This is a genomic window from Pseudomonas sp. NBRC 111127 (assembly GCF_001320345.1).
Lineage (GTDB): Bacteria > Pseudomonadota > Gammaproteobacteria > Pseudomonadales > Pseudomonadaceae > Aquipseudomonas > Aquipseudomonas juntendi.
On sequence record NZ_BCBD01000102.1, the window covers coordinates 1 to 19,774 of the forward strand.

The window sequence follows — 19,774 nt, forward strand, 5'->3', positions numbered from 1 at the left end:
AGGCTCCAGAAATAAGGTCACCAGTCTATTGGTAAAATGAATTCGTATTTCTGGTGTTATTTCACTAATCGAATGACTCGATTTCATCAATCGACCGCTGATGTATACAACTTTCAGGATTCCTGATTACATACGCGTTCGCCTACGACCTCGGTAATCGCCCAGGCGTATTGCGACGGGCTTAAGCCATGTCATTTACCGCTACCAAGAAAACCCTCCTCGTCAAGAACGCCCAACTGCTGGTCACCATGGACAGCGAACGCCGCGAAATCAAAAACGGCGGCCTGTACATCGAAGACAACCTGATCAAGCAAGTGGGCCCCAGCGATAGCCTGCCCCAGCACGCCGACGTGGTGCTGGACATGGCCGGCAAGGTGGTCATCCCGGGCCTGGTCAACACCCACCACCATATGTACCAGAGCCTGACCCGCGTGGTGCCGGCGGCTCAGGACGGTGAACTGTTCAACTGGCTGACCAACCTGTACCCGATCTGGGCTCGGCTGACCCCGGAAATGATCGCGGTGTCGACCCAGACCGCCATGGCCGAGCTGATGCTGTCCGGCTGTACCACCTCCAGCGACCACCTGTACATCTACCCCAACGGCTGCAAGCTAGACGACAGCATTCATGCCGCCAGCGAGATCGGCATGCGCTTCCATGCCGCGCGCGGCAGCATGAGCGTAGGGCAAAGCCAGGGCGGCCTGCCGCCAGATGCGGTGGTCGAGAAGGAAGCCGACATTCTCAAGGAGTCGCAGCGCCTGATCGAGGACTACCACGACGCCAGTCACGGGTCGATGCGCCGCATCGTCGTGGCGCCCTGCTCGCCGTTCTCGGTCAGCCGCGACCTGATGCGCGAAGCTGCGGTGTTGGCGCGCCAGTATGGCGTTTCGCTGCACACCCACCTCGCCGAGAACGTCAACGACATCGCCTATAGCCGTGAAAAATTCGGCATGACGCCCGCCGAGTATGCCGAAGACCTCGGCTGGGTCGGCCACGACGTCTGGCACGCCCACTGCGTACAGCTCGACCAGCATGGCATCGAGCTGTTCGCCCGTACCGGTACCGGGGTTGCCCACTGCCCTTGCTCGAACATGCGCCTGGCCTCCGGCATCGCCCCGGTGCGCAAGATGCGTGACCACGGCGTTGCGGTCGGCCTGGGCGTAGACGGTTCGGCCTCCAATGACGGCGCCAGCATGATCGGCGAAGTGCGCCAGGCCCTGCTGCTGCAGCGGGTTGGCTTCGGCCCCGACGCCATGACCGCCCGTGAAGCGCTGGAAATCGCGACCCTGGGCGGCGCCAAAGTGCTCAACCGCAACGACATCGGCGCCCTGGCACCGGGCATGGTCGCCGACTTCGTCGCGTTCGACCTGGGCCATGTGGCTTACGCCGGCGGCCACAACGACCCGTTGGCCGCGCTGGTGTTCTGCACCCCGACCCAGGTCCACACCAGCGTCATCAATGGCCGCGTGGTGGTCAAGGACGCCCAGTTGGCCACGGTCGACCTGCCGCGGGTGCTGGAACGCCACAACCAGCTGGCCCTGCAATTGGTCAGCGGCGCCTGAACGCGACGGCAAGCCAGCCGTTTGCGCTGCACCCGCGTGCTGTGGGCTCGCCGGCGATGGGCTGCAACGCAGCCCGTTGCCTCAGTTGCGCAACACCTGGTCGCCGGCATTGGCCGGCAAGCGCAGGGCGTCCAGCAGGGCCACACCGGCAATCAGTGCAAGGCCAAGCAACGCCCAGTGGAAGTCGGCAACGGTCAACCCGCTCTCGCCGCCACGCAGTTGCATGGCCACGCGCAACAGCAGCGCTACCACCGCCACCCCCAACGCCATGGCCAGCTGGAAGCACATGCTGAACAGCGTCGATGCCTCGGCCATCTGCTGCTGCGGCACATCGGCAAACCCCACCGCGTTGTAGGTGGTGAACTGCATCGACCGTGACAGCCCGCCCATGAACAGCACCAGCGCCATCCAGTACCACGCCATGCCCTGCTGCAACCCCAGGCAGGCCAGGATGCAGGCCACGCCGACCAGGCCGTTGCCCAGCAACACGCGGCGAAAACCAAAGCGCCGCAACAACCCGCTGGTGAAGGGCTTCATCGCCAGGTTGCCGGCAAAGATCGCCAGCACCAAGAGGCCGGCGTCCAACGGTGGCAGGCCGAAGCCAACCTGCAACAGCAAAGGGATCAGAAACGGTAACGCGCTGATCGACAGGCGGAACAGGGTGCCGCCCACGATGCTGACCCTGAAGGTACGGATGGCCAGGGTGTGCAGGGGCAACAGGGGGGCCGGGTGGCGCCGACCGTGACGGATGGCCAACCCGGTCAGCACAGCCCCAAGCACTACCAGTACCAGCCCTGCCCCCAGGCTGTCGCCGGCCAGTGACCCGAGCAGCTCCAGGCCCACCAGCCAGGCCGCACAGGCCGAGCCCAACCAGACGAAGCCCAGCGTGTCGAAGCGGCGCGGCGCCTCGCAGCGGGTGTCGGGTATCAACAGCCAGGCGGCGGCAAGGGCCAGCAAACCGAGGGGAATGTTCAGGTAGAAGATCCACGGCCACGACCCGTGCGTGACGATCAGGCCACCGAGCGGCGGGCCCAGTACCGGTGCCACCAGGCCCGGCCAGGTGATGACCGCGAGCTGCTTCACCAGGTCTTTTTTCTCGGTGGTGCGCAACACCACCAACCTCCCCACCGGAACCATCAGGGCGCCGCCGATGCCCTGCAACACCCGTGCAGCCACAAAGGTTTCCAGGCTGGCGGCCAGCCCACACAGCAACGAAGCGGCAGTGAACAAGGCGATCGCCCCGGCGAACACCTGGCGCGGGCCAAAGCGCTCGGCGAGCCAGCCACTGAGCGGGATGAACACCGCCACCGCCAGCAGGTAGGCACTGATACCGATGTTCAGGCTGACCGCGCTTTGGCCGAAGTCGCTGGCCATTTGCGGCAGCGCGGTGGCAATGACGGTGGCGTCCAGGTTTTCCATGAAGAACGTGATGGCCACCAGCAAGCCAATGCAGGTGGTCTGGCGCGAGCGCTGGGCAGCTGCCGGGTGGGCCAGGGTGCCAGGGCGTTGCGTTGGCGGCCCGGTCATGGGCAACCGAGCCGCCGTTCGAGGGCGCGGAGCTGCACGGGCACGTTGGCAACCATAGGCCTACTCCAGCGGGATGGTCAGGCGATCGATCACGGCACCGGTTTCGGGGCGCACCCCGCGCCACCAGGCAAACGCCTCTGCCGCCTGCTCGACCAGCATGCCCACGCCATCGGCCAGGCGCGCAACACCTTGTTCACGGGCCAGGCGCAGGAACGGCGTGAGGCCTTTGCCATAAGCCAGTTCGTAGGCCAGCCGGGCCTCGGCCAGGGCCCCGGCAGGCAGCGGTGGCAACTCACCGACCAGGCTGGCAGAGGTGGCGTTGACCACGATATCGAAAGCCTGCCCCGGCAGTTCTTCGTACCGGCTGATACGCAGCCGCGGGTGATTCAGCTCATTGCGCAGCGCCACGGCCTTGGCCATGTCGCGGTTGGCGATCACCAGCTCGGCAGGGCCGGCCTGCAGGAACGGCAGGAGCGCCCCACGCACCGCGCCACCCGCCCCCAGTACCAGCACACGACGCGCATGCAGCGGCTCCCCGAGGTTGACCTCGATATCGCGCAGCAGGCCAATACCATCGAAATTCTCTGCCACGATGCCGCCGTTCTCGAACTTCAGGGCATTGGCAGCGCGGGCCAGTTGCGCTCGTTCGCTGCAGCGCTCGGCCAGTTCGAAGGCGCGCAGCTTGAACGGTGCCGTGATGTTCATGCCCAGCCCACCCTCACCGCGGAACGCCAGCACCTGGGCCTCGAAGCCCTCCAGCGACCCCTCGATTGCGCCATATTCCAGCTGCTGGCCACAGGCTTGGGCGAACAGCCCGTGGATCAGCGGAGACTTGGTGTGGTTGATCGGTCGGCCGATCACTGCATAGCGGTCGCTCATCGTGCCTCTCCATGGGTGAACAGCACCCCGTCTGCCTGCATGGCGGTGATTTCTTCGGCGCTGAAGCCAAGCCCGGCGGCGACTTCGGCGTTGTGCTGGCCCAGGTCCGGGGCCACCTGGTGGATGGTGGTGTCGCAGTCGGAAAAACGGAACGGCAGGTTGGGCAGGCGCAGTGTGCCATAGCGCGGGTGATGCTGTTCGACGACCATGTTGCGCGCCTGAATCTGCGGGTCGGCCAGCACCTCGTCGATACGCTGTACCTTGGCGCTGGGCACGTCGATGGCATCGAGCAAGGCCAGGATAGCCGCCACTGGCCGCGCGCCTACCCAATCGCGCACCACCGCCAGAATTGCCTCGCGGTGGGCATTGCGGCCATTCACGCTGTGGTAGCGGCTGTCGCTGGCAAAACCTGCCGGGCCACCATTGGCTTCAAGCATGCCGGCAAAGCGCCGCCAGGCGTCATCGACCTGGGCAGCGATCACCAGGTCGCCGTCGGCGGCACGGAACACCCCATACAACGTCGAGGTGGGCATGTCATGGCCGGTCTGCTCGGGCAGTACGGTGCCGTTGGACAGCGTGAAGCACTGCACCGCGTACTCATGCATCGACACCAGCGTGTCGTACAAGGCCATGTCGATGTGCTGGCCACGGCCACTGCTGACGCGCCCCAGCAAGGCGGCATTGATGGCGGCCACGGCGTGGATGCCGGTGTACATGTCGCCCAGCGAAATGCGTAGCAACGGCGGTGCTTCGCCCGGTACGCCAACCATCTGCATGATCCCGCTCTTGGCCTCGGCGATCAGCCCGAAGCCGGCACGGTGTGCATCCGGCCCCGTGTGGCCATAGGCGGAAATCGAGCAGTACACCAATCGCGGGTTGCGCGCCGCCAGCTCGGCATAGCCCAACCCCAGCTTGTCCAGCGCGCCCGGCCGGTAGTTTTCGATGAACACGTCGGCCGAATCGGTCAGGCGCTGCATGAAGGCCTTGCCCCGTGGGTCCTTCATGTTGACGCTGACGCCCTGCTTGCCCATGTTCAGTTGCAGGAAGTAACCGTTTTGCTGGTCATCCAGGGTGAACGCGTGCTGGCGACCGGCGTCGCCGCTGCCTGGCCGTTCAACCTTGATCACCTCGGCGCCCAGCGCCGCCAGGCAACGCCCTACATAAGGCCCGGCAAGAAAATGGCTGTAGTCGATGACGCGGATACCCGCCAATGGCAATGCCTGGCTCATGCTGCCCCCTTGCACGGCACCATCAGCCGGTGCTCGCCGCGTTGCACGACCTGGCCGTGCTGGTTGATCAGCTCCGACGGCAGGACCACGATGCCCCAACCCGGGCGGCTTTTACTCAGGCGCATCGCGCCAACGCGCATGCGCACATGAAGCACATCGTCGACCTTGATCGGCAACACGAAGTCCCAGGTCCAGCCCAGTGACATGCCCGGCACGAAGCGGTAATCGCATTGGGTCTTCAAGCCATCGGCGATCGACAGGCCAAACAGGCCATGGGCAACCAGGCAGCCAAAGTGGCTGGCATTGGCATACGCCTCATCGACATGCACCGGGGTATGGTCACCGGTCAGGTCGGCATAGGCCAGGATGCGTTCGCGGGTGACGGTGTAGCTCGGGCTGATGCATTCATCGCCCTCGCGGGCGTCGTCCCAGTACTTTTCAGTCACGCTCATGGCTGCACCTGCGCACGTGGGTTGATAGCCAGCGCCTGGGCCACCGTCGCCTTGGGCAATGCCTGGATGAACTCCACGGCCAGGCCGTCGGGCAAGCGCAGCCAGTTGCGGCCCTGCGGCATTGCACTGACGCCGAAACGCTGTGCTGCCGCCAGCACCGCCTCCAGGTCTTCGCACATGATCCCCAGGTGCGCCATGCGCCCTTCAGGCCCTGCAAAGTCGGGCTGGTGGATGAACTGCAGGCCGCCGAGGGTCCAGTACTGGGTCGGCTGCTCGGGGTCACCCTGCGACTCGCGCAGGGTCATGCCGCACACCTCGCTGAAAAAGCGGATATGCCAGTTGATGTCACGCACCCAGAAGGCGACGTGTTCGAGGTAGGCTTTCGGCTGGCTCATGGGTTGTCCTTGTTCTGCTGGTCGGCCATCGCGCGTTCGATGCCTTTGATACACGCCACCAGGGTGGCGTTGACGGGGGTGGCGACGCCGTGGCGCTGGCCCCAGCGCACGACGGAACCGTTGATGAAGTCAATTTCAGTGATCGAGCCTTTTTCCAGGCTCTGCAGCATCGAGGTGCGAAAGCTCGCCGGCAGGCCTTCGGCGGCCAGCTGCCAGGCTGCCTCGGGGCTGGTCAGGCTCAGGCGGATACCGGCGTGCTCGGCCACCGCGATCGCTTCGGCAACGGCCGCCTTGGCGGTGCTCGCCAGCAGCGGCTCGCTGTACAGCTGGCCATAGCTGAGCCTGGTGATGGCGCTGAGCGCACCGGTGGCGACGTTGACCAGCAGCTTGTCCCACATGGTGCCGAGGATGTTGTCGCTGACCGTGGTGGCCAGGCCTGCACCGTTGAATACCTCGGCGATAGCCTGCACGCGGGCGCTGCGCTCGCCGTCCAGTTCACCGATGTAGGTCTGCTTGCCGGCCACCCCGGCGCGGATCGCCCCCGGCGCCAGCAGCACGCCGCCGACATAGGTCTTGCCAGCCAGTACCCGCTCGCGCCCGGCCGCCTGCGCCAGGATATCCTCGTGCCCCAGGCCGTTCTGCAGCGACAGCAGCAGCGTTTGCGGGCCCAGAAGCGCCTTGGCCCCGGCGATCGCCTCGGCGGTGTGGAACGACTTCACCAGGACCACCACCAGGTCGGCCACCCCCACCTCATCGGCGCACGTCGCCGCATGCACGCGGACCCGGCGCTGGCCGCGCTCATCCTGCACCTGCAGGCCGTGCTGGTTGATGGCCTCGACATGCGCACGGCCTCGGTTGAGCAGCCAGGTTTCATGCCCGGCTTCGCTCAATGCCGCGCCGATGGCGCAGCCCAGGGCGCCGGCGCCCAGAATGCAGATTTTCAAATCGCAGACCTCCGTGGTTTGCGATCACCTTATGCAGCCACGCTTATTAGCGCTATACAATGCAGCAAATAGCCCCATTGAGATTCGCAATAATGACCACTGCCCCGGTACTGCCCGAACCCAAGCTGCTGCAACTGTTCGATGTGCTCTACCACTGCCGTAGCGTTACCCGCGCCGCTGAACAGCTGGGGCAGAGCCAGCCGACCATCAGCATCTGGCTAGGCCGCCTGCGCGAACAACTTAACGACCCGCTGTTTGTGCGCACCCCTGGGGGCATGGCGCCCACCCCACGCGCCGACCAGTTGATCGGGCCGTGCCGCGAAGTCCTCGAATCACTGCGCCGGCTGGCGGCCTGGGAACCGCAGTTCCAACCCGCTACCGCACAACGGCGCTTTCGCCTGTGTGTGAGCGACGCCAGCCACATCACCTTGCTGCCCAGCATCCTCAACCACGTGCGCAGCCACGCGCCCGGCATTCGCCTGGAGGCGGTACGCATCGATGGCAACAGCGAAAGCGCGCTGGAATCGGGTGAAGCTGACCTGGCGATCGGCTTCGTACCGTGGCTGGGCGGTGGCATGTACCAGCAAGTGCTGTTCGACCAGGACTGGGTGTGCCTGAGCGCGCGCGGGCACCCGCGCCTGGCCGGCGGCCTGAGCATGGCCTGCTACCACGCCGAAGGCCATGTGCAGATCAGCGCCGGCACCGGCCAGAAGCTGCTGGAAACGGCACTGGCGCGGGCCGGCATCGAGCGCCGCATCGTGCTGGAGCTACCGGCGTTCCTGGGCCTGGGCATGATCCTCGGGAGCACCGACCTGATCGCCACCCTGCCCCGCCATATCGGCCAGACGTTGGCCGACATGCATGATTTGCAGGTGCACGACTGCCCGTTCGCGGTCGAGGGTTTCACGGTCAAGCAGCACTGGCACGCCCGCTACCACCAGGACGGGGGTAACAGCTGGTTGCGCGCAGTGGTCCATGGGCTGTTCGCCCGCGACGGCTCAGCCGGCTCGCGCAAGGGCTCCAGCCAGACAGGCGCCTGACACCGCGCAACGCTTGCTGCTGGCCGGGGTGCCAAGCATGATGGGCGCATTACGTTCATGCCACGGATATGCCGATGACCGCAGCACCCCCCTCTGTTTCGCAGCCAGGCCGCTGCCAACGCTTGAAAGCGGCCAGCAGCCGCGACCATGACAGCGTCGATCAGCTGGTCATGGCGGCACGGCCGTTTGAGAGCCGCGAGCGCTACGGCCGGTTCCTGCAGGTGCAGCATGGTTTTCATGGCAGCTTGCTGGGGTTGTATCAGGACCCGCAGCTCAACCGGCAACTACCGGGGCTGTCGGCCTTGTCACGGTTTGCCGCGGTGCAGGCCGACCTGCTGGACCTGGGCCTGCCCACGCCACCGCCACCACCTGCGGTGTGCGCCAGCCCGGCGCAGGCGTTGGGCTGGCTGTATTGCAGCGAGGGGTCGAACCTGGGGGCTGCGTTTCTGTTCAAGTACACCCAACGCCTGGGCCTGGGTGAAGACCAGGGCGCCAGCCACCTGGCCCCGCACCCTGATGGCCGTGCGCTGCATTGGCGTGAGTTTGTGGCTCGTGTGGACGCCCTGGCGCTGGATGAACAGCAAGAGGCCGAGGCGATAAACGGCGCAATTGCAGCGTTCGAGCATTACCGCAGCCACCTGCGCGCAGTGTTTGCCGAACGCTGATCCGGTTTGGGCCGCGCGGGTTGCTTGCCGCATAATTGTACAAGTTATTGCTGCAGCGAACTTTTTCCTGGTTGCTGGTCTATGAGGGTGGCACAGAACGGTCACGGCAGGCGAAGCAGCTTGCCTCACCGCTGGCCTGATAGCTCAATTGTGATCAGAGGTGGGCTTCGCTCATGAAAATACAAGTCGCCAGGTGGATGCTGTTCGGTCTGTTCTCGCTTGCAGCAGCGGGCACGGCTTCGGCCCTGCCACTGAAACCGGCCGAGGTCGCGGCCCCGGCCGTTCAGCCAGCGTTGCCTGCGGCCAACAACCCTTGGTCGAGTGTGGCCAGTGCGGCCGCTGTTCAGCCGGCGACCCTGCTGGCCCATGATGACCACCGCTGGCACGACCACAGGGGCGACTGGCGCCGCGAGCAGTGGCGTCGCGAGCAGGCCCGGCGCGACTGGGAGCGGCGACGTGACTGGGAACGCCGCCGGGATTGGGAGCGCCGCCATGAGCGGGCGATGCACCAACGCCACTATGACGAGCACCGGCACTACCGCCGCTGAAGCCGACACACCGGCTGCTGGCGCTTCAGTCAGCCTGGGGTGGGGCCGCCTCCACCCCTTCTGTTTCCAGCTTCAAACGGTCAGCCTTGCAGATGTACCTGGGCTTGCGCGGCGCAAGTTTGGCGCTGGCTTTCTTCTGGTGCGCCTGCAGCAGCTGCTTGATCTTCTTACGACGGTTCATGGTCCACACGGCCTTTGAGTACGGTTTAGCGGCCGCCATCATACCCGTGCAAGCAACCCGCTGCGCACGGCTGCTGCGCAGCGGGCTACGACCAAGGCCCCATGGCTGCTCGCCTTGACGTTATTTTCACAGTCCACAGATTAGCGTCACGCCCTTTCCGGCCACGCACACCGTTGCGGGCTACCAAGGTACGACGAGGCACACGTGTCACACACCACTTCCCCTTCCCGCGTGGACTGGGCCGGCCTGGGCTGGCTCTTGCTGTTCTTCTGGTATTTCTCTGGCGTCACCCAGGCACTGCTGCTGTTCAGTGGCACTACCGGTTTCTCGGGTTTCCGTGATGCGTTCTTCCTCAGCAGCCTGTGGCTGGCCCCGGTGCTGCTGCTGCCCCGCCTTACCCGCGCCACTGCGGCGCTCATCGGCCTGCTGCTGTGGGCTGCTTCGCTGGTTGGCCTGAGCTATTTCGGCATTTATCGCCAGGAGTTCTCGCAGAGCGTCATCTTCGTGATGTTCGAGTCCAACACCGCCGAGGCTGGTGAGTACTTCAGCCAGTACTTCAGTGCCTGGCTGGGCCTGGCGTTGCTGCTGTACACCGTGGGGGCAGTATTGCTGTGGCGCCGCGTACGCCCGGTCTACCTGCCGCTGCGCAGCCGCCTGCCAGTGGTGGTGCTGTTGCTGGCAGCCAACCTGGTGCTGCCGTTCTACAAGCAAATGGTCACCCAGGAGCGCAATTTTGCCGATGCGCTGGAAAAGGTACAGCAGCGCATGGAACCTGCAGTGCCTTGGCAATTGCTGGTCGGCTACCGCCAGTACCGCCAGCAACTGGACAACATGCAGGCGCTGCTGGCGCAGAATGCTGCCCTGCCGCCCCTGCGGAACCTGCGTGACCACAGCGGTTCGGCACCGCGTACGCTGGTTCTGGTGCTGGGTGAATCGACCACCCGCGAGCACATGCACCTGTATGGCTACAACCGTGACACCACCCCCAACCTCGACGCGCTGGCTGCCAACGACAAAGGGCTGACCGTATTCCGCGATGTGGTGTCGCCACGCCCCTACACCATCGAAGTGATGCAGCAGATTCTGACCTTCGGCGATGAGCAGGCCCCGGACCGGTTCCTCACCGACCCCTCGCTGATCAACCTGATGAAACAGGCAGGCTACAAGACCTTCTGGATCACCAACCAGCAAACCATGACCAAGCGCAACACCATGCTCACCACCTTCTCGCAGCAGACGGACGTGCCGGTGTACCTGAACAACCAGCGCAACCAGAATGCCAGCCAGTACGATGACGTGGTGCTCGCGCCGTTCGAGAAGGCCCTGCAAGACCCGGCCCCCAACAAGTTCATCATCGTGCACCTGCTGGGCACCCACATGGACTACCGCTACCGCTACCCGGACGCCTATGCCCACTTCACCGACAAGCAGGGCGCACCGAGTGCACTGACCGATGACCAGGTGCAAACCTACAATTTCTACGACAACGCAGTGCGCTACAACGACTTCGTGGTGTCGAGCCTGATCAAGCGCTACGCTGCCGGCAGCCCGAATGGCTTCCTGGTCTACCTGTCCGACCATGGTGAGGACGTATACAGTTCTGGCAACCACGACCGGCTGGGGCGCAACGAAAGCGCGCCTACCCGGCCGATGTACACCATTCCGTTCCTGGTGTGGACCTCACCCAGCTGGCAGGCCCAGCACCCGCGGGACCTGCAGGCGATGGCCAAGCGCCCGTACAGCAGCTCGCACCTGATCCATACGCTGTCGGACCTTGCCGGTTTGAGCTACGACGGCTTCGAGCCGGCCAAGAGCCTGGTGAGCGCGCAGTTCCTGGCCGCGCCGCGCTGGATCGGCGACCCCTACCGCAAAGACGGCTTGCACCCGTTCGATCAGCTGCCTGGGGGCAAGGCAGCGGGCGAGCAGCAGACGGCCAGCCGCGAGGTTCAACAGTAAGGCAGGCGCCTGGGCTCTGCGGCGCAGCGCCTAACGCTGCGCTGAGCGGCGCGCCAGCAGCGCGTAACCCAGGCCCAGCACGCCCAGCGCCAGTACCACCAGCAGCCCCATGAGCTCGCGGCTGTAGCGGGCCACGGTTGCCGGGAAGCCGATCACTTCGTGATACACCTGCACATTGGCTGCGCCGTCGGCATGGGTAATGCTGACGCCGCCCTGGCGGATCTGGGAATAATCGGCGTCGAAATACACCCACACCTTGCACCGGCTACCCGGCTCGATGACAGGGATGTCCACTTGTGCAGTAGCCTGCTCCAGCAGTGTGTCGTTGCCAGCAGCATCGCGCACCTGCACCAGGCCTTTGCCTGGCAGGCGCACTTTGACCTGGCGCACCGGCGCATCGCCACTGTTGTGCAGCTCGATGAGCAAGCCGGTACGGTGGTCCACCAACCCCGCCTCGAACGGTTTGGCGAACAGCTGGGCGTAGGGCAGCTGAGCCAGCTCGACCAGGCGCTCGACCTGATCGTGGCTCAACTGCCCTTGGCTGATGCTGTTGATACGCCCTTGCAACTGCTCATACTTGAGCTGGTCGCTGGCTTTGCTGATGCGCTCGCTGAACTGGCCAGGATAGGTGAGGTAGGCATACGTCAGTGACGCTTCCAGCCGCGGGTTGCCCCTGAACAACGCGTAGGCGGCCGACAGGACCATCAGGCCAACCAGCACCGCGACCAGGAGCTTCCCCACCTTGTCCCAACTCAATGCGAACCTCCTTTTGAGGTGATGCAGACGATTCAAACCGCCCAAGGGTGCCAAGTTCATGGCCCCCAGGCAACCCTGTCTACTCGATGCCCTCCTTCTCGCGGGCCTGGCGCATCTGCAGCAGCTGGCCATCGACCAGTGCCTTGGCCATGCCCGCCAGGTAGAACGTGGCCTTGATCATCACCTTGCGGTCACTTGGCCGGTCGATGGCCTTGCGCGTGATTTCAGTAATGCAGCCCATGATGGCCGAGGCTTCCGTCAGCGCGGTTCGTATCGGCAACTGCGGCCGCATGTGCACCAGTTCGGCATCGGGGTGGCCGAAACGGCTGGCCGCCGCCACCACATTGAGCGTGTTGTTGTCTTCGGGGGTGTCGTTTTCCATGTTCATTCCTCGGGGGGTTGAGCGTGCCGAGACTAGGCGGCGGCCTGGGCCACCACAATGACCTGAGCCTGGAACGGCTCATTTTCGGAAATGCCCTACAAAGTTACCGTGCAGAACCCCCTTGCACCCTGCCCCTTGACCGAGACCGAGCAGTGGCGGACGATCAACCACCCCCATTCAGGACGAACATCATGCTACGGATATTGGGCAGAGCTTCTTCCATCAACGTGCGAAAAGTCCTGTGGGCCTGTGCCGAATTCGAGGTCGCCTTCGAACGCGAAGACTGGGGTACGGGCTTCAAGGCCACCGACACCGCGCAATTCCTGGCGCTGAACCCCAACGCCATGGTTCCGGTGATCCAGGATGGCGACTTCACCCTGTGGGAGTCCAACAGCATCATCCGCTACCTGGCCAACCGCTATGGCGCCACCGCGTTCTACCCCGGCGAAGCACAGGCACGGGCCAGGATCGACCAGTGGATAGATTGGCAGGCGTCAGACTTGAACCGCGCCTGGAGCTACGCCTTCATGTCGCTGGTCAGGCATTCGCCCGCCCACCAGGACCCTGTGGCGCTGGCGGCGGGTTGTGCGGACTGGGCGCGTTACATGCACATCCTCGACCGGCAACTGGCCGCTACCGGCGCCTACGTGGCCGGTGCCCAGTTCACCCTGGCCGATATTCCTATCGGCCTGTCGGTCAACCGCTGGTTCGAAACGCCGTTCGAGCACCCGCACCTACCGGCTGTGCGCGATTACTACGAGCGCCTTAGCGAGCGCCCGGCTTACCACCTGCATGGCCGTAACGGCACCCCGTAAAGCCCCCCGGCAGTCAGCCTGGCACATTGCACTGTGCCATGGCCGCCGCCCGGCCACGCCAGGCAAACAGTAGCACCAGCACCAGGCCCAGCGCCGCCATCGCCGCCCCTGCCAGGGCAATCGCCGCGTAGCCCAACCCCACGTTGATCACCGCGCCGCCCAGCGCCGCGCCGATCGCATTCCCCAGGTTGAATGCACCGATGTTCACCGCCGAGGCCAGGTTGGGGGCATCCTTGGCCGCTTCCATCACGCGCATCTGCAGCGGTGGCACCAAGGCGAAGCTGGCCGCGCCCCAGACCAGGATCGCCAGTGCCGTGGGCAGTGGCCAGTCCAGTACCAGCGGGAACACCAGCAGCACGGCAATCAGCACCGCCAACGACAGGATCAAGGTGCGGTCGACCGAGCGATCCGCCGCCTTGCCGCCCCACACGTTGCCCAAAGTCAGGCCGACACCGAATAGCACCAGCATGGCGGTGACGAACGTGGTGGACGCGCCAGCCTCGTTCTGCAGGATCGGCGCAATGTAGGTGAACACCGTGAACATGGCGCTGGAGCCCACCACGGTCAGCACCAACGCCGCCAGCACCGGCCCCCGCACGAGCACGCGGATTTCGGCCATGGCCCCGTCGCCTTTGGGCGAGGGTACGTTTGGCAGTGCATACCACAGCGTGGTCATCGCGATCAGGCCAAGCCCGGCGATGCCCCAGAACGCCGTGCGCCAGCCCAGCATTTCACCAAACCAGGTGGCCAGCGGCACCCCGCCGATGGTGGCCAGTGTGAGGCCCATGAACATCGCTGCCACCGCCCCGGCGCGCTTCTCGGGCGGTACCACGCTGGCGGCGACGATCGAGCCGATGCCAAAGAACGCGCCGTGGTTCAGTGACGTGACCACACGGGCAACCAGCAGACTGGCGTAGTCACTGGCCAGTGCCGACATCAGGTTGCCCAGAGTGAAGATCGCCATCAGGCCGATCAACAGGTAACGCCGCGGGATCCTTACCGTGGCCAGGGTCATCAGCGGTGCGCCGATCAGCACACCGAGGGCATAGGCACTGACCAACAGCCCGGCAGCAGGTATGGAAACGCCAAGGTCAGTGGCGATACTGGGCAACATGCCCATGGGGGCAAACTCGGTGACACCGATGCCGAAGGCACCGATGGCAAGTGCGACCAGAGGTGGATTGATACGCATGGCAAAAACTCCTTGGCTATGCGGCAAATGCTACGATCTGCTTCCCTGGCGCACTAGACAGCCTTTTTGCCAATCACCTTTGCTTGCGAGGCACAAATGGACTTCAGCGGTAGATCCGGTGAAATGGCGGTTTTCGCCAAAGTGGCGGACGCGGGCAGCCTGTCTGCCGCCGCCCGCGCCTTGAACCTGACCCCTTCGGCGGTCAGCCGCATTCTCGCCCGCACCGAGCAGCGCCTGGGCACCCGCCTGCTGCTGCGCACCACCCGGGCCCTGACCTTGACCCCCGAGGGCGAGGCATACCTGCGCGGCGCGCGGCGGGTGCTGGCCGACCTGCAGGAAGTCGAGGATGCGATCGCCGACCAGGGCGTGCCGCGCGGGCGCTTGCGCATCAGCGCCGCGCAAGGGCATGCCCGCTTGACCGTGGTGCCGCTGTTGGCGGCGTTCAGCGCGCGTTACCCGCAGGTACTGGTCGACCTGACCATCAGCGACGAGGTGGCCGACATTCACGCCGGCCAGGCCGACGTTGCACTGCGCTTTGGCCACCTGCCCGACAGCTCGCTCAGCGCCCGCCCAATTGGCGAAACCGGCCAGGTGGTCGTGGCCTCGCCCGAGTACCTGGCGCGCTGCGGTACGCCGCTGGTGCCTGAAGACCTGGCCGGCCACAACTGCCTGCACTTCAACTTTCGCCGGGCCGTAGCAGACTGGCCGTTCCGCCGCGACGGCGAGGTCTTTGCGTTGAAGGTGCGGGGCAACATCGAATGCAGCAGCGGCGAAGCGCTGGCACAGCTGGCCAGGCTGGGGGCAGGCGTGGCCCGCATCGGCACCTTCACGGTGGCCGATGACCTGGCCAGCGGGCGCCTGCTACCGCTGCTGGAAGCCTACAACCCTGATGACCGCGAGCCGATCCATGCCGTGTTCGTGGGCGGGCCGTCGATGCCGGCGCGGGTGCGGGTGTTCGTGGATTTTCTGGTGGAGCAGCTATCACCCCCCTTTGTAGGCACTTGAACGAAGGTCAGGTTGGGGTATCGTGGGTCCCCCATAGTACTGCCAGGGCTCGACCACCATGCGCATTGTCATCCCCGACGACTATCAGGACGTGATCCGTACCCTCGACTGCTTCAGTCGCCTGCACGGGCACGATGTCCACGTACTGCATGCCCCCCAGCCAGCGACGCTCGAGCAATTGGCGGCACGCTTTGCCGACGCTGACGCGCTGGTACTGACCCGCGAACGCACCCGCATCGACGCAGCCCTGCTCGATCGCCTGCCAAGCCTCAAGCTGATCAGCCAGACCGGCAAGGTCTCCAGCCACCTCGACCTGGCCGCCTGTACCGCCCGTGGCATCGTGGTGACCGAGGGCCGGGGCTCGCCAGTCGCCCCAGCCGAGCTGGCCTGGGCGCTGATACTCAATGCCCGCCGCCAACTGGTGCCGGCCATCGATGCCTTCCGCCAAGGCCACTGGCAAGTCAACCTGGGGCAGGCACTGGCTGGCCAAGTGCTGGGTATCTGGGGCTACGGCAAGATCGGCCAACGCCTGGCCCGCTATGCGCAGGCGTTCGACATGCCGGTGCTGGTGTGGGGCAGCGACAGCAGCCGGGCCGCCGCCGCGGCGGATGGCCACCGGGCCGCGGCGTCACGCGAGGCGTTTTTTGCCGAAGCGGATGTTGTCAGCCTGAACCTGCGCCTGTCCGAGCAAACCCGGCACCGGGTGACGTTGGACGACCTGACACGCATGAAGGAGGACGCCCTGCTGGTGAACGTGAGCCGCGCGGAACTGATTGCGCCAGGGGCGTTGCTGCAAGCACTGGATACAGGCCGGCCAGGTTACGCGGCGGTGGATGTGTACGAGCAGGAGCCGGTGCTCGACCCCGGCCACCCCCTGCTGCGCCACCCGCGTGTGCTGGCCACGCCCCACTTGGGGTATGTGGAAAAGACCGGCTACGAGCTGTATTTCGGTGATGCCTTCGACAATGTGCTGGCGTTTTTCGGGGGGGCACCGCAGAACGTGGCCAACCCGCAGGTGCTGGCAGCAGGGAACTGAGCACATCGCCAATGGAACTGATTGGGGCTGCTGCGCAGCCCATCGCAGGCAAGCCAGCTCCCACAGGGATCGCATCAGGGCTGGCAGGTGTTTGCCAGAAGATATGCAGCGTCTACCCTTGCCTAAAACCATAGAATCTCCCACAGGAACCTCGCAATTGTTGAGGGCCGTGCTGTACCTGTGGGAGATTCTATGGTTTCTGGCAATGGTAGCGCTGCATAACTTGTGACAACCACCTGCCAGCCCTGATGCGATCCCTGTGGGAGCTGGCTTGCCTGCGATGGGCCGCAAAGCGGCCCCTGCACTACAGGCTGGCCTACGGCGCGGCGTTCTGCGCCGCAGCAGGCAGAACTGCACGTTTACGCTGCCCCAGCAACGCGCGCGCTGCCAACGCAGCCACCACCAGGCCGGGTGAGGCCGCGAGCAGCAAGCCCCCTACCCCCGCCCCCGCCGCCAGGATTTGCCCGGCAGCCAACGGCCCGGCCATCGAACCCAGTCGGCCTACCGCCACCGACGCGCCAACGCCTGTGGCGCGCACGTGGGTGGGATACAGCGTGGGTGCCAAGGCATACAGCACCAGTTGCCCACCAATGGCGCAATAACCGGCGGTAAAGCCCGCCACCAGCAGCAGCGCAAAACTGCTCGACAGCCCCAGCCCAGCCAGCGAGGCCAGCATCCCGGCGTAGGCGATGAACACCGCACGCCCGGCATGCCCGCGGTCCATCATGCGCCCGGTCAGGAACGAGCCTGCTGCGCCGCCAAGGTTGAACAGGATCTGCACCGCACCCGCCTGCGGCCGGCTGTAACCCTGGCCCATCAACAACGACGGCAACCAGTTCAGGAGCATGTACAGCACAGTCAGGGTGAAAAAACACGCCAGCCAGAGCAGCAGCGTGCGGCTGACCTGCCCCGGCCCGAACAGCTGGGTCAGCAACCCCGCATCACCCGCGCTGGCAGCAGGCCGGGCGCGAAACGCCTGGGACTCTTTCAGCCACAGCATCAGCACCAGGGCAATCATGATCGGCGCAATACCGCCCACGTAGAACACCACTCGCCAGTCTTCACCCAACCCGGCCATGCCGATCACCGAAGCGATCGCCCCACCCAGCGGCACGCCGCAGTAGGTCACACTCACCGCAGTACTGCGCAGGTGCTCCGGCGCCGCCTCGCTGGCCAGGGCGATCAAGATCGGCAGCGCTGCACCAAGCCCCAACCCTGTCACCAGCCGTGCGATCAACAGCGTGCTGTAGCTGTCGGCATGCGCAGTGCCAAGCGAAAAACCACCGAACAGCAATACCGCGACGATCAACACCGCTTTTCGGCCCAGCCTGTCGGCCAGCCAGCCGCCAATGAACGCGCCCGGCAACAGCCCGAGCAACCCGGCGCTGAATACCCAGCCGAGCATCGCCGAGGTCAGCGCGAATTCCTTGGCCATGTGCGGTGCGGCGACGCCGGTGGCCTGAAGGTCCAGGCCCTCAAGCAACGCCACCAGAAAACACAGGCCGATGGTGAGCACCGGCTTGCTTGCAGCTTTGGATGAATGACTCATGTGTGGCCCCTGTTGTTGTTATGGGTCGTGAAGTCAAAGCCTGAATGTGGCACGCAAGGAAACGATCGAAGAATCATCGCCGCCGGCCTCCTTGATGCCAGCGCCAACGTCGTAGTACTTGAGGTCCAGGTCCAGCGTGAGATTGGGTGTGGCCAGCCAACGGGCGTTGGCCCGGTAGATAGTGCCGACATGGCGCCCGGTTCCCCGGGTGTTGGCCAGCATGCTCATGCCCGGCATGTACACCCCGTCCTCTTCGCGTTGCTTCCACACCGCCAGCACGGCCGGCTCGAAACGCACCGTGCGCGACGGCGAAAAACCGAACGTGGGCCCGACCACGATCAAGTTGCTCAAGGTGGTCAGGCTGGCTTCGCCATACACGCCGTTGCGCGGGAACAGCGGGTCGAACGTACCGACCTTGCCATCGCCAGGCTCGCCATCGCCGCTGGCAGCATCGACGCGCAGCCCCAGGCGGGGTTGCCAGGGGTGGGCGAAGGTATAGCCACTGTCACTCGACAGCGCCCAGGCGCGGATCGATGCGCCGCCCAGGTGGCCACGCTGGCCAGCCAGGTTCCAGCTCCAGTCAAGCGCTTGATAGCGGCCGAACAGGCGAGTGCCGAAGGTGTAGCGCTGCTCGTCGCCGACCTCGCCAGCCAGGCTGCGCGCGTCGGTCTGCAGGCCAAAGCCGAACAGGTCCATGTTCCAGCTGGGGCTCAGCGGCAACGTGCCGTAGAGCCCATAGAACTTCACCGCGTTGTTGCTGCCGTCATCCCAGCTATCCTCACCGGTTTTCAGTGGCCTGACGGCGAAGGCATCGAGCTTGTAGCCGCGCTTGAGGTTGAGGCTGGCGCGCACGCCATCGAAGCTCAGGCGCAGGTTCGGCGCGTCTCGGTAGGTGACGAAGACCTGATCGCCGTAGGCCATTTCCTGACGACCGACGCGGGTGGTGTACCGGCCTGCGGCAAAGTCATGATTGAAGTCGATGAACGCCTGACGGATTTCGTTGCGGCCTTCGTCGTTGGGCGAATAAAGGTCCTTGCCGAAGGCGCGGGTGTTTTCCACCTGCAAGAACGTGCGCAGCCTGTCATCGAACAGGTGCAGATCGGCATGCGCCTGCAAGCGTTGCAGCAGGTAGGAGTCGTCTTTCAGGCCCCGCAAACCGAAGAAGGGTTGGTCCAATGCATCGGCACGGTAGCGGGCCTCCGCGCCGAGCTGCAGCCGGGCCGACTCGGACAACCGGTGGTAGCGCAGCCCATCGAACGGGTCGCTGGCCTTGGCGGGGTCATCGAGGAAGCGGTAGTCCTCGACCCAGCGCGGCGCGCCGGGTCGGCCTGGCCGGCTCTCTTCCAGCGGGTTCGCAGCATACGTGTACTGGCATAGCGAAAGCAGCACAACGGGCACCCATGCCCGGTTCAACGGCTTGGTCATCAGAAGTTTCCTTTACTTGTTTTTATAAAATTGGATAACTCTGTTAACTATTATTTTTGTTAACCATATTGCCGTCAATGGTTAAATGGCGCCGACAAGGGGCCTGGGCGCATAAGCGTTCGCTGATCGAACGCTAATGCGCGAACCGCCTGCGCAAACCCGGCCCCGGCCGCTAATATCGACGCTGAGTGGTGTCTAACCTGCGGGTAAGCACCGCCCTTCACCTACCAAAACAA

General features: G+C 64.9%; 20 protein-coding genes. 8 read left to right on the plus strand and 12 right to left on the minus strand.

The features are described 5' to 3' along the window. Positions 1-188 precede the first annotated feature (188 nt). Entirely contained in the window at positions 189-1,562 is a 1,374-nt protein-coding gene (locus APH30_RS17890) for an 8-oxoguanine deaminase (RefSeq protein WP_054913325.1), read from the plus strand. A gap of 81 nt (positions 1,563-1,643) precedes the next feature. Here the strand turns inward: APH30_RS17890 and APH30_RS17895 are convergent, their stop codons facing one another. The 6 genes from APH30_RS17895 to APH30_RS17920 are packed head-to-tail and all read right to left on the minus strand — an operon-like array spanning position 1,644 to position 6,988. After that, positions 1,644-3,089, minus strand: a complete 1,446-nt coding sequence (locus APH30_RS17895) for an MFS transporter (protein ID WP_256222062.1) — start codon at positions 3,087-3,089, stop codon at positions 1,644-1,646. A 60-nt stretch (positions 3,090-3,149) separates the two neighbouring features. Next, positions 3,150-3,968 carry a shikimate dehydrogenase gene (aroE, locus tag APH30_RS17900; protein WP_054913326.1) on the minus strand — a complete coding sequence of 273 codons (819 nt, stop codon included), beginning with the start codon at positions 3,966-3,968 and terminating at the stop codon, positions 3,150-3,152. Continuing rightward, positions 3,965-5,197 carry a CaiB/BaiF CoA-transferase family protein gene (locus APH30_RS17905; RefSeq protein ID WP_054913327.1) on the minus strand — a complete coding sequence of 411 codons (1,233 nt, stop codon included), beginning with the start codon at positions 5,195-5,197 and terminating at the stop codon, positions 3,965-3,967. Before APH30_RS17905 ends, aroE begins: the two co-directional genes overlap by 4 nt. Beyond that, positions 5,194-5,649: a MaoC family dehydratase gene (locus APH30_RS17910; protein WP_029886074.1), complete on the minus strand. Its 456-nt coding sequence runs from the start codon at positions 5,647-5,649 to the stop codon at positions 5,194-5,196. Before APH30_RS17910 ends, APH30_RS17905 begins: the two co-directional genes overlap by 4 nt. Then, the gene (locus tag APH30_RS17915; RefSeq protein WP_029886075.1) at positions 5,646-6,044 is read right to left on the minus strand and encodes a VOC family protein; all 399 of its coding nucleotides are present in this window, start codon (positions 6,042-6,044) and stop codon (positions 5,646-5,648) included. The genes APH30_RS17910 and APH30_RS17915 overlap by 4 nt, the downstream gene beginning before the upstream one ends. Continuing rightward, positions 6,041-6,988 carry a ketopantoate reductase family protein gene (locus tag APH30_RS17920; RefSeq protein ID WP_054913328.1) on the minus strand — a complete coding sequence of 316 codons (948 nt, stop codon included), beginning with the start codon at positions 6,986-6,988 and terminating at the stop codon, positions 6,041-6,043. The genes APH30_RS17915 and APH30_RS17920 overlap by 4 nt, the downstream gene beginning before the upstream one ends. A gap of 92 nt (positions 6,989-7,080) precedes the next feature. Between APH30_RS17920 and APH30_RS17925 the strand changes: the two genes are divergently transcribed. The 3 genes from APH30_RS17925 to APH30_RS17935 all read left to right on the plus strand — a co-directional run bounded on the left by APH30_RS17925 (position 7,081) and on the right by APH30_RS17935 (position 9,241). Beyond that, positions 7,081-8,028, plus strand: a complete 948-nt coding sequence (locus tag APH30_RS17925; protein ID WP_054913329.1) for a LysR family transcriptional regulator — start codon at positions 7,081-7,083, stop codon at positions 8,026-8,028. 74 nt (positions 8,029-8,102) lie between these two features. Then, positions 8,103-8,693: a biliverdin-producing heme oxygenase gene (locus tag APH30_RS17930; RefSeq protein WP_054913330.1), complete on the plus strand. Its 591-nt coding sequence runs from the start codon at positions 8,103-8,105 to the stop codon at positions 8,691-8,693. Positions 8,694-8,866: 173 nt separating this feature from the next. Next, positions 8,867-9,241: a hypothetical protein gene (locus APH30_RS17935; RefSeq protein WP_225786268.1), complete on the plus strand. Its 375-nt coding sequence runs from the start codon at positions 8,867-8,869 to the stop codon at positions 9,239-9,241. A gap of 25 nt (positions 9,242-9,266) precedes the next feature. Here the strand turns inward: APH30_RS17935 and APH30_RS28120 are convergent, their stop codons facing one another. Further along, positions 9,267-9,422 (minus strand): DUF2986 domain-containing protein, encoded by a 156-nt coding sequence (locus tag APH30_RS28120; RefSeq protein WP_009685121.1) that lies wholly within the window; start codon positions 9,420-9,422, stop codon positions 9,267-9,269. Between the two features lie 204 nt (positions 9,423-9,626). Here APH30_RS28120 and APH30_RS17940 point away from each other — a divergent pair, with 204 nt between their 5' ends. Continuing rightward, entirely contained in the window at positions 9,627-11,378 is a 1,752-nt protein-coding gene (locus APH30_RS17940; protein WP_082416203.1) for a phosphoethanolamine transferase CptA, read from the plus strand. 30 nt (positions 11,379-11,408) lie between these two features. Here APH30_RS17940 and APH30_RS17945 read toward each other — a convergent pair whose 3' ends face one another. Next, positions 11,409-12,134: a hypothetical protein gene (locus tag APH30_RS17945; protein WP_054913333.1), complete on the minus strand. Its 726-nt coding sequence runs from the start codon at positions 12,132-12,134 to the stop codon at positions 11,409-11,411. A gap of 79 nt (positions 12,135-12,213) precedes the next feature. Further along, entirely contained in the window at positions 12,214-12,516 is a 303-nt protein-coding gene (locus APH30_RS17950; protein ID WP_009685125.1) for a DUF3077 domain-containing protein, read from the minus strand. Between the two features lie 191 nt (positions 12,517-12,707). On the opposite strand from APH30_RS17950, the gene APH30_RS17955 reads away from it, so the two are divergent. Then, entirely contained in the window at positions 12,708-13,331 is a 624-nt protein-coding gene (locus APH30_RS17955) for a glutathione S-transferase family protein (RefSeq protein ID WP_009685126.1), read from the plus strand. A 13-nt stretch (positions 13,332-13,344) separates the two neighbouring features. On the opposite strand, the gene APH30_RS17960 is transcribed toward APH30_RS17955, so the two are convergent. After that, entirely contained in the window at positions 13,345-14,523 is a 1,179-nt protein-coding gene (locus APH30_RS17960) for an MFS transporter (RefSeq protein ID WP_054913334.1), read from the minus strand. Between the two features lie 96 nt (positions 14,524-14,619). Here APH30_RS17960 and APH30_RS17965 point away from each other — a divergent pair, with 96 nt between their 5' ends. Together APH30_RS17965 and APH30_RS17970 are read left to right on the plus strand one after the other, a co-directional pair. Then, positions 14,620-15,528, plus strand: coding sequence for a LysR family transcriptional regulator (locus tag APH30_RS17965; protein WP_054913335.1), 909 nt, complete (start codon positions 14,620-14,622; stop codon positions 15,526-15,528). Between the two features lie 58 nt (positions 15,529-15,586). Next, entirely contained in the window at positions 15,587-16,564 is a 978-nt protein-coding gene (locus tag APH30_RS17970) for a D-2-hydroxyacid dehydrogenase family protein (protein ID WP_054905655.1), read from the plus strand. A 316-nt stretch (positions 16,565-16,880) separates the two neighbouring features. Here the strand turns inward: APH30_RS17970 and mhpT are convergent, their stop codons facing one another. Together mhpT and APH30_RS17980 are read right to left on the minus strand one after the other, a co-directional pair. Beyond that, on the minus strand, positions 16,881-18,113 hold the full coding sequence (gene mhpT / locus APH30_RS17975; RefSeq protein WP_054913336.1) for a 3-(3-hydroxy-phenyl)propionate transporter MhpT: 1,233 nt from the start codon (positions 18,111-18,113) through the stop codon (positions 16,881-16,883). A gap of 33 nt (positions 18,114-18,146) precedes the next feature. Next, the gene (locus APH30_RS17980; protein ID WP_054913337.1) at positions 18,147-19,538 is read right to left on the minus strand and encodes an alginate export family protein; all 1,392 of its coding nucleotides are present in this window, start codon (positions 19,536-19,538) and stop codon (positions 18,147-18,149) included. Positions 19,539-19,774: the final 236 nt, after the last annotated feature.

Coding starts and splice junctions, on each gene's coding strand:
- aroE (WP_054913326.1), bottom strand. CDS start 3,968: ATGAGCGACCGCTATGCAGTGATCGGCCGACCGATCAACCACACCAAG.
- APH30_RS17980 (WP_054913337.1), bottom strand. CDS start 19,538: ATGACCAAGCCGTTGAACCGGGCATGGGTGCCCGTTGTGCTGCTTTCG.
- APH30_RS17930 (WP_054913330.1), top strand. CDS start 8,103: ATGACCGCAGCACCCCCCTCTGTTTCGCAGCCAGGCCGCTGCCAACGC.
- APH30_RS17955 (WP_009685126.1), top strand. CDS start 12,708: ATGCTACGGATATTGGGCAGAGCTTCTTCCATCAACGTGCGAAAAGTC.
- APH30_RS28120 (WP_009685121.1), bottom strand. CDS start 9,422: ATGAACCGTCGTAAGAAGATCAAGCAGCTGCTGCAGGCGCACCAGAAG.
- APH30_RS17970 (WP_054905655.1), top strand. CDS start 15,587: ATGCGCATTGTCATCCCCGACGACTATCAGGACGTGATCCGTACCCTC.
- APH30_RS17905 (WP_054913327.1), bottom strand. CDS start 5,197: ATGAGCCAGGCATTGCCATTGGCGGGTATCCGCGTCATCGACTACAGC.
- APH30_RS17890 (WP_054913325.1), top strand. CDS start 189: ATGTCATTTACCGCTACCAAGAAAACCCTCCTCGTCAAGAACGCCCAA.
- APH30_RS17965 (WP_054913335.1), top strand. CDS start 14,620: ATGGACTTCAGCGGTAGATCCGGTGAAATGGCGGTTTTCGCCAAAGTG.
- APH30_RS17925 (WP_054913329.1), top strand. CDS start 7,081: ATGACCACTGCCCCGGTACTGCCCGAACCCAAGCTGCTGCAACTGTTC.
- mhpT (WP_054913336.1), bottom strand. CDS start 18,113: ATGAGTCATTCATCCAAAGCTGCAAGCAAGCCGGTGCTCACCATCGGC.
- APH30_RS17910 (WP_029886074.1), bottom strand. CDS start 5,649: ATGAGCGTGACTGAAAAGTACTGGGACGACGCCCGCGAGGGCGATGAA.
- APH30_RS17915 (WP_029886075.1), bottom strand. CDS start 6,044: ATGAGCCAGCCGAAAGCCTACCTCGAACACGTCGCCTTCTGGGTGCGT.
- APH30_RS17960 (WP_054913334.1), bottom strand. CDS start 14,523: ATGCGTATCAATCCACCTCTGGTCGCACTTGCCATCGGTGCCTTCGGC.
- APH30_RS17895 (WP_256222062.1), bottom strand. CDS start 3,089: ATGACCGGGCCGCCAACGCAACGCCCTGGCACCCTGGCCCACCCGGCA.
- APH30_RS17935 (WP_225786268.1), top strand. CDS start 8,867: ATGAAAATACAAGTCGCCAGGTGGATGCTGTTCGGTCTGTTCTCGCTT.
- APH30_RS17950 (WP_009685125.1), bottom strand. CDS start 12,516: ATGGAAAACGACACCCCCGAAGACAACAACACGCTCAATGTGGTGGCG.